Source organism: Pseudoxanthomonas sp. CF385 (assembly GCF_900104255.1).
In the GTDB taxonomy this organism is placed as follows: domain Bacteria; phylum Pseudomonadota; class Gammaproteobacteria; order Xanthomonadales; family Xanthomonadaceae; genus Pseudoxanthomonas_A.
Window position 1 is genome coordinate 1,794,675 of record NZ_FNKZ01000001.1, and the last position, 14,951, is coordinate 1,809,625.

Annotated in this window: 19 protein-coding genes; 12 read left to right on the plus strand and 7 right to left on the minus strand. The window is 68.2% G+C overall.

The annotated features are described in order from the left end of the window. Positions 1-8 precede the first annotated feature (8 nt). From BLT45_RS08320 to BLT45_RS08340, 5 genes are all read left to right on the plus strand, one after another. Entirely contained in the window at positions 9-920 is a 912-nt protein-coding gene (locus tag BLT45_RS08320) for a M48 family metallopeptidase (protein ID WP_093297321.1), read from the plus strand. Continuing rightward, the gene (locus BLT45_RS08325; protein ID WP_254771812.1) at positions 917-1,459 is read left to right on the plus strand and encodes an SRPBCC family protein; all 543 of its coding nucleotides are present in this window, start codon (positions 917-919) and stop codon (positions 1,457-1,459) included. The genes BLT45_RS08320 and BLT45_RS08325 overlap by 4 nt, the downstream gene beginning before the upstream one ends. A 34-nt stretch (positions 1,460-1,493) precedes the next feature. After that, positions 1,494-1,733, plus strand: coding sequence for a hypothetical protein (locus BLT45_RS08330; protein WP_093297323.1), 240 nt, complete (start codon positions 1,494-1,496; stop codon positions 1,731-1,733). Between the two features lie 22 nt (positions 1,734-1,755). Continuing rightward, a complete protein-coding gene (locus BLT45_RS08335; RefSeq protein WP_175455764.1) occupies positions 1,756-2,106 on the plus strand; it encodes a bleomycin resistance protein in 351 nt (116 codons plus the stop codon). Positions 2,107-2,185: 79 nt separating this feature from the next. Further along, a complete protein-coding gene (locus tag BLT45_RS08340; RefSeq protein ID WP_093297327.1) occupies positions 2,186-2,626 on the plus strand; it encodes a phage tail protein in 441 nt (146 codons plus the stop codon). 75 nt (positions 2,627-2,701) lie between these two features. On the opposite strand, the gene BLT45_RS18320 is transcribed toward BLT45_RS08340, so the two are convergent. The 5 genes from BLT45_RS18320 to gluQRS form a co-directional block, all read right to left on the minus strand. Next, on the minus strand, positions 2,702-2,872 hold the full coding sequence (locus tag BLT45_RS18320) for a hypothetical protein (protein WP_175455765.1): 171 nt from the start codon (positions 2,870-2,872) through the stop codon (positions 2,702-2,704). Between the two features lie 53 nt (positions 2,873-2,925). After that, complete coding sequence (gene phbB, locus BLT45_RS08345; RefSeq protein ID WP_093297329.1) at positions 2,926-3,666, minus strand: acetoacetyl-CoA reductase; 741 nt, start codon at positions 3,664-3,666, stop codon at positions 2,926-2,928. A gap of 73 nt (positions 3,667-3,739) precedes the next feature. Further along, positions 3,740-4,243, minus strand: a complete 504-nt coding sequence (gene phaR / locus BLT45_RS08350; protein ID WP_093297331.1) for a polyhydroxyalkanoate synthesis repressor PhaR — start codon at positions 4,241-4,243, stop codon at positions 3,740-3,742. 186 nt (positions 4,244-4,429) lie between these two features. Then, positions 4,430-5,170: a beta-ketoacyl-ACP reductase gene (locus BLT45_RS08355; protein WP_093297333.1), complete on the minus strand. Its 741-nt coding sequence runs from the start codon at positions 5,168-5,170 to the stop codon at positions 4,430-4,432. A 45-nt stretch (positions 5,171-5,215) separates the two neighbouring features. Beyond that, on the minus strand, positions 5,216-6,136 hold the full coding sequence (gluQRS, locus tag BLT45_RS08360) for a tRNA glutamyl-Q(34) synthetase GluQRS (RefSeq protein WP_093297335.1): 921 nt from the start codon (positions 6,134-6,136) through the stop codon (positions 5,216-5,218). 120 nt (positions 6,137-6,256) lie between these two features. Here gluQRS and htpX point away from each other — a divergent pair, with 120 nt between their 5' ends. After that, a complete protein-coding gene (htpX, locus tag BLT45_RS08365; protein WP_093297337.1) occupies positions 6,257-7,138 on the plus strand; it encodes a protease HtpX in 882 nt (293 codons plus the stop codon). Positions 7,139-7,211: 73 nt separating this feature from the next. Here the strand turns inward: htpX and BLT45_RS08370 are convergent, their stop codons facing one another. Both BLT45_RS08370 and epmB read right to left on the minus strand, forming a co-directional pair. Next, entirely contained in the window at positions 7,212-9,287 is a 2,076-nt protein-coding gene (locus tag BLT45_RS08370) for an EAL domain-containing response regulator (RefSeq protein ID WP_093297339.1), read from the minus strand. A gap of 99 nt (positions 9,288-9,386) precedes the next feature. Beyond that, a complete protein-coding gene (epmB, locus tag BLT45_RS08375; protein ID WP_093297341.1) occupies positions 9,387-10,406 on the minus strand; it encodes an EF-P beta-lysylation protein EpmB in 1,020 nt (339 codons plus the stop codon). A gap of 101 nt (positions 10,407-10,507) precedes the next feature. On the opposite strand from epmB, the gene efp reads away from it, so the two are divergent. From efp to BLT45_RS08405, 6 genes are all read left to right on the plus strand, one after another. Continuing rightward, the gene (efp, locus tag BLT45_RS08380; protein ID WP_093297343.1) at positions 10,508-11,074 is read left to right on the plus strand and encodes an elongation factor P; all 567 of its coding nucleotides are present in this window, start codon (positions 10,508-10,510) and stop codon (positions 11,072-11,074) included. Beyond that, a complete protein-coding gene (locus BLT45_RS08385; RefSeq protein WP_093297345.1) occupies positions 11,074-11,283 on the plus strand; it encodes a hypothetical protein in 210 nt (69 codons plus the stop codon). Before efp ends, BLT45_RS08385 begins: the two co-directional genes overlap by 1 nt. 11 nt (positions 11,284-11,294) lie before the next feature. Next, a complete protein-coding gene (locus tag BLT45_RS08390) occupies positions 11,295-12,635 on the plus strand; it encodes a TRZ/ATZ family hydrolase (protein ID WP_093297347.1) in 1,341 nt (446 codons plus the stop codon). 46 nt (positions 12,636-12,681) lie between these two features. Next, positions 12,682-13,401 (plus strand): bifunctional 2-polyprenyl-6-hydroxyphenol methylase/3-demethylubiquinol 3-O-methyltransferase UbiG, encoded by a 720-nt coding sequence (gene ubiG / locus BLT45_RS08395; protein ID WP_093297350.1) that lies wholly within the window; start codon positions 12,682-12,684, stop codon positions 13,399-13,401. Further along, entirely contained in the window at positions 13,398-14,093 is a 696-nt protein-coding gene (locus BLT45_RS08400; protein ID WP_254771813.1) for a phosphoglycolate phosphatase, read from the plus strand. The genes ubiG and BLT45_RS08400 overlap by 4 nt, the downstream gene beginning before the upstream one ends. Positions 14,094-14,181: 88 nt before the next feature. Beyond that, entirely contained in the window at positions 14,182-14,889 is a 708-nt protein-coding gene (locus BLT45_RS08405; RefSeq protein ID WP_093297352.1) for an isoprenoid biosynthesis enzyme family protein, read from the plus strand. Positions 14,890-14,951: the final 62 nt, after the last annotated feature.

The following is a 14,951-nucleotide window of genomic DNA, read 5'->3' on the forward strand; positions in this document are numbered from 1 at the left end:
AGAGGGTAATGAGGCAAGATCCTTACGGGCGCTCGCAGTACGGGCAGGGCGGCGGACGGCGGGGCGGCGGACTGGGCAACCTGCGCTGGCTAATCCTGCTGGGCTTCCTGGTCTATGGCGGCTGCTACTACCTGAACAACCGCGTCGTCGATCCCTACACCGGCGAGAAGGTGCTGATCGACAACTCGATCGGCGTGGAAGAAGAGAAGGCCCTCGGCCTGCAGGCCTACGAGGAAATCCTGCAGCAGGAGCAGCCCGTCGATCCCAATTCGCAGATCGCCCAGCAGGTGCGCACCATCGCCCAGCGGCTGATCGCCAGGATTCCCGAAGTCGAGGCCGCCATCGCCGCCGAGAAGGGCACCCAGCCCAGCGGCAACTGGAAGTCCTTCGAGTGGGACGTGAACGTCATCCAGTCCGACCAGGCCAACGCTTTCTGCCTGCCGGGCGGCAAGATGGCCGTGTACACGGGCCTGATCCCGGTGGCGCAGAACGCCGACGCCGTTGCCGTGGTGATGGGCCACGAGATCGCCCACGCACTGTTGCGCCACGGCGCCCAGCGCATGTCGCAGCAGAAGCTCACCCAGATCGGCCAGATGGCCGGCGCGATGAGCGGCATGGACCCGCAGCAGCAGCAGATGGTGATGGCCGCGATGGGCTACGGCTATCTGCTGCCCTATGCGCGCGAGCACGAGACGCAGGCGGACGAAGTCGGCCTGATGCTCGCCGCGGCCGCCTGCTTCAACCCGGAAGAAGCCGTGCCGCTCTGGCAGCGCATGAGCGAAGCCAGTGGCGGGCAGGCGCCCCCCGAATTCTCGTCCACCCACCCGAATCCCGGCACGCGCATCCAGAACCTCACCGCGCTGATGCCCAAGGCGATGGCCTACCGCCAGAAGTTCTGCCCACAAGGCGCGGCGAAGTGAAGGCGCTGGCCGGCGTCGCGATCCTGATCGCCGGGGCGCTGGCGTTGCCGGCACAGGCGGCGGTCAAGGACGCGCAGCCGAACGGCTTCACCGTCGAGAATTCCGAGTGGGTGCTGGTTTCACCGCAGGTGGCGTACACCGCGCTGGTCCACGACGTAAGCCGCTGGTGGCCCGCCGATCACACCTGGTGGGGTGATGCCTCCAAGCTTTCCATCAGCGACAAGGCCGGCGGTTGCTTCTGCGAAATCAACGGCGCGCAACAGGCCTGGCACATGACGGTGACCTTCACCGATCCGGGCAAGCTCATGCGCATGACCGGCGGCCTCGGGCCGCTGCAGGGCATGGGCCTGCACGGCGCGCTGGAATGGCGCTTCGCCGAAGAGAAGGGCGGCACCCGCATCACCCTGTGGTACCGCGCCGGCGGCTACACGCCGGACGACATGAGCACGTTCGCGCCCGTCGTGGACAAGGTGCAGGGCCTTCAGCTGGCTGGCCTGGCCGCGTTCCTGCGCAAGGACGCCGACGGCGCACCGCGCTGACAATCACTCCAACGTTCGAGGAAAGGAAGACCGCATGAGCATTCGTTTGTCGGAAAAGGACAGTGGCCGCACGCTGGGCAGCATCTCGGAGGCGGACTTCCAGATGCTGGTGGATTACATGGAAGAGGAGTCCTCCAAGGATCAGGATTACTACGTCGAACACACCGCCATCGATGCGCTGGAGAGCCTCGGTGCCAGTGCCGATTTCGTCGCGCTGCTGCGCACGGCGGTCGGTGAGTCGGAAGGCGTGGATGTGGTGTGGGCGGCAGAGTAGGGCTGCGCCGGACCGAATCCTCATGTCCCACATCATCCCCATGCAGCCCGTCCGCCATCTGCCGCGGGCGATCACGTTCTACGAGCAGCTGGGCTTCGCGGTGGAGGATCGCCGCGACGACTGGGGCTGGGCGAAGCTGCGCTGGGGCGACTGCCGGGTGATGTTGGATCAGTCGATCAACGTGAACCCCGATGCGCCCCGTGGCGCCGTGCTGTATCTGTATCCCGACGACATCGAGGCCTTCCACGCCCAGGCGCGTGCGAAGGGCGTGGACGTCCCCGATCTGGACACGACGTTCTACGGCATGCGCGAGTTCCGGATCGACGATCCCGACGGCAACCGCCTGTGGATCGGACAGGCGATGGCGGGCTGACCTCTGCGCGCGTAGGACCGCGTTGGAAGAGAGTGTGCCCACGCACGGGCATGCCTCCCTTCCCACATGGAACCTGCCCATGCCCGTACAACGTGATCGCCCGTATGCCGGAATGAACTTCCACGTCGACCTCGGCCTCGGCGACGGACCCGATGCGGGCGTGGCCGAGGTGCTGTTCCCCGAAGCGCGCCTGCAGGTCAACGAGTACCGCAACGGCAACGACAAGGTGCCGGAGGCGACGAAGCTCTCCACGCTGACCCACTACGACAATCTGGTCCTGCGGCGGGGCGTGATCGGTTCGCTGGCCTGGTACCAGTGGTGGGACGAGGCGCGCAACGGGGGCGACGCACGACGCACCGTCGCCATTACGTTGCTGGACGAGCAGGGCAATCCGGTGATGCGCTGGCGTTTTCTGCGGGCGCGGCCCGCGGCGTACACGCCTTCGCCGATGGACGCGGCGGTGGGCGACACGCTGTTCGAAACGTTGGAGATCGCGTTCGAGCGTTTCGAGATGGAGTGAAGCTGACGCTAACGGGCGTGCGGTGTCCCACATGCCCGCTCCCGACGATCTACGTCGGGAGCATGGCGCGCGCCGTCAGAGCTTGCTGAAGACCGTCGCGGCGACCAGCAGGCCGAAGCCGCCGACCACCAGCCAGAACGCGTGCGGCGCCAGCACCGGCACGTAACCGAACTTGGCGGCGATGCCGCCGCCGCCGAGCAGCAGGGCGATCAGCCAGACGCCGAAGGTGGGAGGGGTGAGTTTCATCGGGGAGCCTCGTGAGGGTTCGTAAGGGTGTCGCGGCGCGACCGGGAATCCGGTCAGAAGCTCATGAACAGGCCGCCATTGACCGGCAGGTTGGCGCCGGTGATGTAGCCCGCGTCGTCGGCGGTGAGGAAGGCCACGGCGCGCGCGATGTCGTCGGGCTGGCCGATGCGGCCCACCGGCACGGCGGCCACGGTGCGGTCGCGGACGTCTTCGGGCATCGCCCGCGTCATCGGGGTTTCAACGTAACCCGGCGAAACGCTGTTGACGGTGACGCCCTTGCGCGCGACTTCGCGCGCCAGCGACATCGAGAAGCCGTGCAGACCCGCCTTCGCCGCGGCGTAGTTCACCTGGCCGAAGTTGCCGGTCTGGCCGCTCACCGAGCTGATGTTGACGATGCGGCCGAAACCGCGCGCCTGCATGCCGTCCACGGCGTGGCGGCAGAGGTTGAACACGCTGTCCAGGTTCACCCCGATGACGGCGTCCCACTGCGCCTTGTCCATCTTGCGCAGGGTGGCGTCGCGGGTGATGCCGGCGTTGTTCACCAGGATGTCCAGCGCGCCATGCTGGGCCTCAACGCCCTGCACGAACGCGGCGCAGGCCTCGAAGTCGGCGACGTCGACCACGGCGGTCTCGATGTCGAGCGTGGCCGTGTGCGCGCGGAAGTGCGCCAGCTGTTCGGGGGAGGGGGACAGGTCGGCGGCGATCACCTTGCGGCCGGCACGGGCCAGCGTCTGGCTGATGGCCAGACCCAGGCCGCCCAGGCCACCGGTCACCACGGCGATGCGTTGCGTCATGTGGAATTCCTGTGTTGCGGGCTAAAAAAAGGCCCGCGCAAGCTGCGCGGGCCGGGTTTCACTACGTGTGTTCTCAGCGTGCGCGCGTCTTGGGCGTCTCGCGCGGCGGTTCTTTCGGCTTGACCGTCGTCGGCCGGCCCAGGCCACCGCTGAGGTTGCGCTGGAATTCCTGCCACAGCTCGAGATTGCGCTCGGTCAGCTGGTTCATCATGGTCCAGGGGGTCTGGCCCAGCAGGTTGCCCATCTGGCTGCGGAACTGCTGCTGCTGTTCCATGAACAACTGCATGCTGCGCTCCAGGTAGTTGCCCATGAAGCCCTGCAGGGAATCGCCGTAGAAGCGGATGATCTGGCTCAGCAGCTGCGTGGACAGCACCGGCTCGCCGTCCTGTTCCTGCTCGCTGATGATCTGCAGCAGCACGGTGCGGGTCAGGTCGTTGCCGGTCTTGGCGTCGCGGACTTCGAAATCCTCGCCATCGACGATCAGCTGGCGCACGTCCTCGATGGTGATGTAGCTGGAGATCTCGGTGTCGTAGAGGCGACGGTTGGGGTACTTCTTGATGATGCGGATCGCAGCCATTGAGTCTTCGCTCTAAACGCGTATGACCGCAGCATGACGCAGCGCAACAGCCCTTGCAACAGGCCTCATGGCACGGAAGCCCTGTTCAGCCAAGGAAAAATGCTGCGCAGCATCCGAACGGACGACGCCCCTTGCGGGGCGTCGTGAGGTGCGTGAGTCGGCGCCGGTGGCGCCGCGCCGGCCCCATCACCAGCCCATGTGGTGGCCGCCGTTGATGTCCAGGTTGGAGCCGGTGATCCAGCTGGCCTGTTCGTCCACCAGGAATGCGACCGCATAGGCGATCTCTTCCGGCTTGCCGAGGCGGCCGGTCGGGATGTCGGCGGCGATCTTGGCGCGAACCTCTTCCGGCACCGCCATCACCATGTCGGTCGCCACGTAGCCGGGCGAGACGGTGTTGACGGTGATGCCGAGCTTGGCGTTCTCGCGCGCCAGCGAAATGGTGAAGCCGTGCATGCCGGCCTTCGCGGCGGCGTAGTTGGCCTGGCCGTACTGGCCCTTCAGGCCGTTGATCGAACTGATCTGGATGATGCGGCCCCACTTGCGGTCGCGCATGCCGTCGATCACCGGACGGGTGACGTTGAACACCGAGTTGAGGTTGGTGTTGATGACGTCGCCCCACTGGGTGGCCGACATCTTGTGGAAGGTGCCGTCCCGGGTGATGCCGGCGTTGTTGACCAGCACTTCGACCGGTCCCAGGTTTTGCTCGACTTCCTTCACCATCGCCTGCGCTTCGTCGGGCGAGGTCACGTCGCCCTTGACCAGCGCGATGTCGTAGCCGTCGGCCTTCATCTGCGCCTGCCACGCGCGCGCCTTCTCTTCGTTGCGGTAGTTGGTGGCGACCTTGTGGCCCATGTCGGCCAGCTTCTTGCAGATGGCGGTACCGATACCTCCGGTGCCGCCGGTGACCAGGGCGACGCGCGATGTCATGTGGGGAATCTCCTTGGACCGCCGCAAGCCGACGGCCCCTCGATTCTAGACAGCGCCTGCGACAGGTTTGTTGTGCGCTGCAGCGAATGTCGCGTGAGGCGCTTTCTGCAGCGATCCCGGCTGGAAATGCCGTCGTGCGGCCGCCAGGGCGAGGGGCACGGACGGCGCGTCGGCCAGCGCGCTGGCGGGCTGGCCCAGCGCGGCCCACGCGGCACGCAGTGCCGGCAGCGGGGCATCGCCGTCGATCGGCAGCGCGGCCATCGACTTGGACAGCTTCTGGCCTTCCGCATCGACGATCAGCGGCAGGTGCAGGTAGCGCGGCGTGGGCAGGCCGAGCGCGCGCTGGAGGAGGATCTGCCGCGGGGTGGAATCCAGCAGGTCCGCGCCGCGCACGACATCGGTGATGCCCTGCTCGGCGTCGTCGACCACGACCGCCAGTTGGTAGGCCCAGAAGCCGTCCGCGCGCCGCAGGACGACGTCGCCGACGTCGCGATCCACCGCCTGTTCCACCTTCCCCTGCAGGCCGTCTGCGAAGCCCACGCGGCTGCCGTCAGCCACGCGCAGGCGGAACGCCGGTGGGCGCGCGGGATCGCGGGCGATGCAGGCGCGGTGGATGCCGCCGGCGGCGGCCAGGTCGGTGCGGCTGCAGCGGCACTCGAAGGCGAGGCCGTCGGACAGCAGCTGATCCAGTGCCTGCGCGTACCGATCATGGCGCCGGCTTTGCCAGACGACGGGAAGATCGGATGTCATGCCGAACGCCGCCAGCGTCGCGAGCTGCGCGTCCGCGGCACCGGGCACCTCGCGCGGCGGGTCGAGATCTTCCACGCGGACCAGCCACTCACCGTCGTGATGGCGCGCCAGCAACCAGCTGCCCAGCGCCGCCACCAGCGAGCCGAAATGCAGGCGGCCGGTGGGCGAGGGCGCGAAGCGGCCGCGATAGCGAAGGTGGGGATCGGTCCCGGTCATTCGTCGGAAAGGTGAGGAAAGCTGAACCATGCAGTCAGGCAGTTGCTTGAATTCACGCGCGCGCAGCCGCAATTCTGCGTCCGTATACCTTCGCACATCCCCACTCCCGGAGCTTCTGTCGTGTTCACGCGTGTCGCGCTGTTCCTTGCCACCAACCTCGCCGTGCTGGTCCTGGCGGGCATCGTCATGTCCCTGCTGGGCGTCAATCCGAACCAGATGGGCGGCCTGCTGGTGATGGCCGCGGTGTTCGGTTTCGGTGGCTCGCTGATCTCCCTGCTGACCTCCAAGTGGATGGCCAAGCGCGCCACCGGCGCGCAAGTGATCGAGCAGCCGCGCAACGACGCAGAGCGCTGGCTGGTGACCACCGTGCAGCGCCAGGCGCAGGCGGCCGGCATCGGCATGCCCGAGGTCGCCATCTACGACGCACCGGAGATCAACGCCTTCGCCACCGGCGCCAACCGCAACAACGCGTTGGTGGCGGTGTCCACCGGCCTGTTGCGCTCGATGAGCCGCGACGAGGCTGAAGCCGTGCTCGGCCACGAAGTCAGCCACGTCGCCAATGGCGACATGGTCACCATGGCCTTGCTGCAGGGCGTGCTGAATACCTTCGTCATCGTGCTGGCCCGCGTGGTGGGCGGCATCGTCGACGGTTTCCTCTCCGGCAACCGCGAAGGCGGCGGCCGCGGCTTCGGCTACTACATCATCGTGATGGTGCTGGAAGTGGTGTTCGGCCTGTTCGCCACGATGATCGCGATGTGGTTCTCGCGTCGTCGCGAGTTCCGCGCCGACCACGGCGGCGCATCGCTGGCCGGCCGCCAGAAGATGATCTCCGCGCTGGAACGCCTGTCGCAGCAGCAGCGTCCCAGCACGCTGCCGGCCCAGGTCGAGGCGTTCGGCATCGCCGGCGGCATCGGCCAGGGCATGAAGAAGCTGTTCCTGAGCCACCCGCCGCTGGAAGAGCGCATCGCCGCGCTGCGTGCGCAGCAGGGTACCTTCGCCTGAGCCGCTTCATCGGCCTGATCAACGAGAAACCCGCCTTCCGGCGGGTTTCTTTTTTTCAGGCAGTGCGCCAGGCTCAGCCGAAGTCGTAGTTCATCGCCGGTCCCGGCGTGGCGAGGAAGTTGCCTTCCACGTAATCCACGCCCGTGGTGAACAGGAAGGCCATGGTGGCCGCGTCCTGGACGTGCTCGGCCACGGTGAGGATGCCCAGTGCCTGTGCGCGCTCGGCGATCTCGCGGATCTTCTGCTGGTGTTCCGCCGTCTTGCCCAGTTCTTCGCTGAAGACGCGGTCGATCTTGAGGAAGGTCGGCTGGAAGTGGGAAAGCAGCTGGAACGAATCCAGGCCCGCGCCGAAGTGCTCCAGGCCCACCTGGCACCCGAGCTTCGCCGCGGCGGCCTGGAAGGCCTGCGCATGCCGCAGGTGGGTGAACACCTTGGCTTCCGGCGTCTGCAGCCAGAGACGGTCGCCGGGCACGTCGAGCGCCGCCAGCTGGCGGGCGATCAGGTCGAGCAGCCGGTTGTCGGCGAACGATGCCGGGCTGACCTTCACCACCATGCGGGTGTCGTGGCCGGCGCGCTTGCGTTCGGCCAGCACTTCAATGGCACGGTTCACGACCCAGCGATCGATGTCGTCCAGCAGGCCGTTGTCCTCGGCGATGCCGATGAAGGACTGCGGCAGCACGACCTCGCCGTTGGACTCCAGCCGCAGCAGGGCCTCGTACACCTCGCCAGGCTCGCCCTGAAGGCTGACCACGGGCTGGAAGTAGAGGCGGAAGCTGCCGTCCTGCAGCGCTTCCTGGATCCGCTGGACCCAGTTCTGCACGCGCTCTTCCTCGGCGCGGTCCACGGCGCCGGGGTCGAAGATCTCGATGCGGTTGCCGCCCAGGTTGGTGGCGGCCTGCAGGCAGTCGGTCGCGCGCGTCAGCACCTGGCCGACGCTGGCGATCTTCTCGCCGATCTGCACGCCGCCGATGCTGGTGGTCACCGACGCCGAGCGTTCGCCCACGTTGAACACGTGCGAGGCATACGCCGCACGCAGCTTGTCGGCCAGCGCGGCGGTATGCGCATGGTTGCCGCGCAGGAGCACGGCGAAGGTGCGCTCGCCGAAGCGGGCGGCGGTGCAGGCGTCGTCGAGTTTTTCCGACAGGCGGGCCGCGAGCGCGGCCGCCAAGGCGTCGGCCGAGTCGATGCCGATGTCCTGCAGCAGGCGCTGGTAGTGGTCGGGTTCCAGCAGCAGCAGGGCGTACTGGTCCTCGCCGCGCGCGACTTGGGCCACGGCGGTCTCCAGCTCGCGCAGGAAGGTGGCGCGGTTCATCAGGCCGGTGACCATGTCGCGCTGGCGCAGGTCCTCGACCTCGCGCGCCAGCTCCGGATCGAACTCTTCGCGGCGGCGGAACACCACCTGCACGCAGGGCTCGCCCTCGTAGGTGGCGGTGGCGAACTCCAGCGTGGCCGGGAAACTGTCGCCGTCGATGCTGCGGGCCTCCAGCTCGAAGCGCGGCGGCGGCGGTTCGCCCTTGCTGAGCTTCTTCAGCAGGGCCTTGAAGTCGTTGACGTACTGCGGACCCACCAGGTCCAGCAGGGACAGGCCTTCGACGTCCTCGAAGGATTCGAAGCCGAACATTTCCAGGTAAGCGTCGTTCGCCCGGATGTGCATGCCTTCATGGATGTAGGCGATCGGGTCGCGCGAGGACGAGATCAGCGCATCGCAGCGGCGTTCGGTCTCGCGCAGTTGGCCTTCCAGGCGGCGCTGGGAGCGGCGCGCGTCCAGGTCGCCCCATTCGCGGCGCAGCACCGTCAGCACGTGGTCGAAGCGCCCGCGCAAGGCGCTGGCACGCGCGCCGGCGGCCTGGTCGGCGAGCAGGTCGGCCTCGGCCAGGCCGTCGGCCAGCACGATCACCGGGATGTCCTTGCCGCTGGCATCCACTTGCGAGAGCACGGTGGCCAGCGGAATGCCCTTGGCCGAGCGCGAGGCCAGCAGCAGGTCCATCGGCTGGGAGGCGACCATCTGCGCCAGTTCGGCCGGGTCCACCGGGCGGAGCGGGCGGACGGCGATGCCGCCGTTGCGCAGCGCGGAGACGATCGCCTCGGCGTCCTCGGCGCTGTCGTCCACGAGGGTCAATCGAAGGGTGGTGTCTTTGCCGATCTGCATGCAGCGGGTCCGCCAGGGGTGCGGGTTTAATACACGAAGGGGCGCGGAGCGTCCAATGCGGGCGTCGCAGATGCGGCGCGCCGTCGCAGGTTGCGCGGCCTAGAGCGGGCGCTTGCCGGTGTCGCCGGGGACTTCGCGCACCAGCCGGGGCACCAGGTAGCCGGACAGGCGTGAGGCGAGCGCGGCATGCAGGGCGCGCGCCTGCGCATCGTCGACTTCGAAGTGGGCCACGCCGGCGACGCGGTCGAGCTGGTGCAGGTAGTACGGCAGCACGCCGGCCGCGAACCCGCGTTCGCTCAATGCGGCCAGCGCGTCCACGCTGTCGTTCACGCCCCTGAGCAGGACGGCCTGGTTCAGCAGGTGCACGCCGGCTCCGCGCAGTCGGCCCAGCGCGGCGTCGACGGCCGTGTCGAATTCGTTCGCATGGTTGGCATGCACCACCAGGGCGACCGGCCAGGGCAGGGCGGCCAGCCAAGCCAATAGGCCATCGTCGATGCGTTCGGGCAGGACGATGGGCAGGCGGCTGTGGATGCGCAGGCGGCGCAGGTGCGGGATGGCGGCCAGGGCGTCGGTCAGTTCGGCCAGCTTGCCGTTGGACAGCGACAGCGGATCGCCCCCGGACAGCAGCACTTCCTCGATCGTCGGGTCGTGGCGGATCAGGTCCACGGCCTCGCGCCAGCCATCGCGGGCCGCCGTCTCGTCCGCGTACGGGAAATGGCGCCGGAAACAGTAGCGGCAGTTGATCGCGCAACTGCCGGTGGCGACCAGCAGGGCGCGCCCACGGTATTTCTGGATGACGCCGGTCCCGGTCCGGGCCGCGCCGTCGCCGACCGCGTCCAGGCCGTAGCCGGAGGCCGGTGTCATCTCGTCGTCCAGCGGCAGTACCTGCCGCAGCAGCGGATCGTGCGGATCGCCATGTCGCATGCGCGCCACGAAGCCTAGTGGCACGCGCAGGGGGAACTGCGCCGCGGCGGCGTCCGACAGGCGCGGCGCCAGGGACGCCAGTCCCAGCAGGCCCAGCAGCTCGCGCGGATCGCGCACGGCCTCCCTCAGGGCCTGCTGCCAGCGGGCGGGCTGCAGCGCGGCAGGCTGTCGGGGGTCGGGGGCTGCGGTTATCATGTCGGGTCTGGAAACAAGCACCCGCCGGGTCCGGCGGGCTCCCCATTCTATCCGGCCGGCCGTGTTCCGCGGCGGGTTTGTCTTACCCAAGGAGTTTACCCATGGCCAGTTACGGCATGAACGACGTCAAGAACGGGATGAAGATCCTGATCAACAACGACCCGGCGGTCATCAGCGACACCGAGTACGTCAAGCCGGGCAAGGGCCAGGCCTTCACCCGCGTGAAGTACCGCCTGATCAAGAGCGGTCGCGTGCAGGAAATCACCATGAAGAGCACCGACTCGGTCGAGGCGGCGGACGTGGTGGACACCGACATGCAGTACCTCTACTCCGATGGCGAGTACTGGCACTTCATGCAGCAGGAGACCTTCGAGCAGGTGCAGGCCGACAAGGCCGGCATGGGCGGCGCCGAGAAGTGGCTGAAGGGCGAAGAGGACTGCGTGGTCACGCTGTGGAACGGCAACCCGATCCAGGTGACCCCGCCGAACTTCGTCGAACTGAAGATCACCGAGACCGACCCGGGCGTGAAGGGCGACACCGCCGGCACCGGCGGCAAGCCGGCCACGCTGGAAACCGGCGCCGTCGTGCGCGTGCCGCTGTTCGTCGGCCAGGACGAGGTCATCAAGGTCGACACCCGCACCGGCGAATACGTCAGCCGCGTGAAGTGATGGAACAGCTCGCGCTCTATCTCGGCGTCTGGGCCATCGGCGTATTGATCGCCGGGCTGGGTGTGATGCTGTGCTGGAACGCGACCCTGCCGCGGCTGTTCCCCAGCGTGCCGCGGCTGGGCTATGGACGTGCCCTGGCCCTGATGCTGCTGTGCTGGCTGCTGTTCGGCGCCGGCGCCATCGGCCTGAGCTACACGCTGGGATTCTGAGCCGAGGCCCCATGAGCGACCGCACCCCCGAAGCCTGCGACCTGTTGATCGAAGCCGGCTTCGTGGTGCCGGTCGTCCCGCACGGGGTCGTGCTGGAAGACCATGCGGTCGCCGTCACCGGTGGCCGCATCGTGGCGATCCTGCCGCTGCAGGACGCGCGGCTTCGCTTCGCGCCTCGCGAGACGGTGTCGCGCCCGGATGCTGCACTGATTCCCGGACTGGTGAATGCGCACACGCACAATCCGATGACGCTGTTGCGCGGCGTCGCCGACGACCTGCCGTTGAAGGTGTGGCTGCAGCAGCACATCTGGCCGATCGAAGGCGCGGTGATCGGTCCCGATTTCGTGGCCGACGGCATCACCCTGGCGATCGCGGAAATGCTCCGCGGCGGCACCACCTGCGTCAACGAGAACTACTTCTTCCCGGATGTGCAGGCGGCCACGTACAAGCGCTACGGGTTCCGTGCGCGTGTCGGCCTGCCGGTGATCGACTTTCCCACCGCGTGGGCGACCTCGGACGACGAGTACTTCGAGAAGGCCGGCGAGGTGCACGACCAGTGGCGCGACGATGCCCTGATCGCCACCGCCTTCGCTCCGCATGCGCCGTACACCGTCAACGACGCCAACTTCGAACGCGTGCGGATGCTGGCCGACCAGTTGGACGTGCCGGTGCACCTGCACCTGCACGAGACGGCGCAGGAAGTCGAACAGTCCATCGAGCAGTACGGGCAGCGCCCGATCGCGCGCTTGGACCGGCTGGGCCTGTTCAACGACCGCCTGATCGCGATCCACATGACCCAGCTCACCGAAGCTGAAATCCACCTGTGCGCCGAGCGCGGCGTCAGCGTGGTGCATTGCCCCGAATCCAACCTCAAGCTCGCGTCCGGTTTCTGCCCGGCCTGCGCGCTGGAGCGCGCCGGCGTGAACCTGGCCGTCGGCACCGACGGCTGCGCCAGCAACAACGACCTGGACATGTTCAGCGAGACCCGCACGGCCGCGTTGCTGGCCAAGGCAGTGGCGCAGGATGCCGCCGCGCTGGATGCCTTTTCCGCGCTGCGTGCGGCCACGTTGGGTGGCGCGAAGGCGATCGGTTTCGACGACCAGGTGGGCTCCATCGAACCGGGCAAGCAGGCCGATCTGGTCTGCGTCGACCTGTCCGCACTGGAAACCCAGCCGCTCCATCACGTGGTGTCGCAGCTGATCTACGCGACCGGTCGCCAGCAGGTCAGCGACGTCTGGATCGCCGGCAGGGCCAAGTTGCTGCAGCGCACGCTGGTGGATATCGACATCGACGGCGTGATCGCCAACGCGCGCCAGTGGCGCGAGCGGATCGCCGGCATCCGCCTGTCCTGAGCCGTGCGTGACGGCGTCATGGCCGGGTCCGATCTACAATGACCCCATGACGACCACGACTGCGCCCCGCGACGACAATTTCAGCCAGGCCGAGCTCGACAAGTTCGGCGCGCTCGCCAACCGCTGGTGGGACCCCGATGGTCCCCAGAAGGCGCTGCATGCGCTCAACCCGGTCCGCGTGCAGTACGTGCGCGACCGCGCCCGTCTAGCCGGCGCCACCGCCCTCGACGTGGGCTGCGGCGGCGGGTTGCTGAGCGAAGCGCTGGCGCGGGAAGGCGCGCAGGTCACCGCGATCGACCTGGCGCCCGAACTGGTGAAGGTGGCGCGACTGCACCGCCTGGAATCCGGCGTGCAGGTCGATTACCAGTTGCGTTCGGTGGAATCGCTGGCCGAAGAGCGACCCGGCAGCTTCGACATCGTCACCTGCATGGAAATGCTGGAGCACGTGCCGGATCCGGCGTCGATCATCCGCGCCTGCCATGCGCTGCTGAAGCCCGGCGGCCGGCTGTTCCTCTCCACGCTCAACCGCACGCCTGCCGCGTTTGCGCTGGCGATCGTCGGTGCGGAGTACATCGCGCGCCTGCTGCCCAAGGGGACGCACCACTACCAGGAGTTCATCCGCCCCTCCGAACTCGCCGCCTGGCTGCGTGAAGCGGGGTTCCAGCTCGAGCATGTCACGGGACTGGCCTATGAGCCGTGGCGCCACCGCGCGCGGCTGTCGTCGCGCACCGATGTGAATTACCTCGCCAGCGCGGTGAAGGCGTGACCGCCGTGGGGTTCCCGCGCGCGGCGCTGTTCGACCTGGACGGCACGTTGCTGGACAGCGCGCCGGACATGCTGGCCACCGCCAACCGCATGCGTGCATCGCGCGCGGTCGGGCCGATGACGCTGGAGGTCCTGCGACCGCACGTATCCAAGGGCGCGCGGGCCATGCTCGCCGCCGCGTTTCCGGAGATGGAGCAGGGAGCCCGCGAGGCGATGGTTCCCGAGTTCCTGGCGATCTACCAGGAAGAGCTGGGTCGCCACAGCGTTTTGTTCGACGGCGTCGCCGAGATGCTGGCCGCGCTGGAGGGAGCGGGCAGCACTTGGGGCATCGTCACCAACAAGCCCGAGTACCTGGCGCGCGACATCCTGCCGCAGTTGGACTGGCAGACACGCTGCGCCGTGCTGATCGGCGGCGACACGCTCGCCGAGAAGAAGCCGCATCCGCTGCCGCTGCAGGTCGCGGCCGAGCGCATCGGCATCGCCATCGGCGACTGCGTGTACGTGGGCGACGACGAGCGCGACATCCAGTCCGCGCGTGCCGCCGGTATGCCGTCCATCGCGGCGTTGTGGGGGTATCGGCAGGCGCATGAGGAGCCTGCGCTCTGGTTGGCAGACGTGATGGTCGAGGTGCCTGGGGCCCTCATCGAGCCGTCGGCATGGCCTGCGCAAAGACGTGTTGTGGGAGCGACGTAAGTCGCGAACCCCGCAACCGCAGTCCTCCGTTGGCTGCGAGCACCCGTACACGGTCGCGACTGACGTCGCTCCCACAGAGCCCCACCGCATGTCCGATTCCGCCGCCCTCGACAGCTTCCTGGAAAAATGGCGCGTGCGCTGGCCGGAATGGACGGTGGCGGAGGTGTTCGTCGCGCCGTCGCGCCGGGACGTGGCCGTGGCCTGGTTCGCGCTGTTGCAGGAGTTCGACGATGTGCTGAACATCGCGGGCGATCCGCTGCCGGCGGATGCCAAGCTGGCATGGTGGGGCGAGGAACTGCGCGGTTGGGCCACGCAGCGCTCGCGCCATCCGCTGGGGCGTCGCCTCGAGCCCGTGCGTGCCGACTGGGCGCGGTTGGCCGACGCGCTGCCGACGCTGACCGATGCGCGCGCGCGCGCTGTGAGTGCGGATGCGGCCTTCGGTTCCCTTTCGCATTACGGGGAGGCGGTCGCGGCGGTGGAGGCTGGCGTACTCGGACGTGCGCCTGTATCACAGGCGATCGTGGCCCAGATGTTGGCTGCGCGACTCACCGAAGTGGGACCGGCCGCGGTTCCGACGGACGTCCAGCAGGGCAGGAGCGACGCCGACAGCCTGCGCGCATGGTCTGTGTCGCTCAGCGAAGGGTGGCCGCCTGGCCGGGGCGCCCGCGAGCGTCGCCTGTTGTCGGCCTACGCACAGGGGCGCTTGCATCGCTTCGCCCGCCGCGGCGAACCCGCGCCGCTGCCATCGCGGGCCGCCCTGCTGTTTACCGGCTGGCGTGCCGCACGCGGCGACTGAAAGCGCCGCCTATCGTCGCGATAGCCTGCGGAATGCATCGTAACGGACTGTTTCATCTGGCG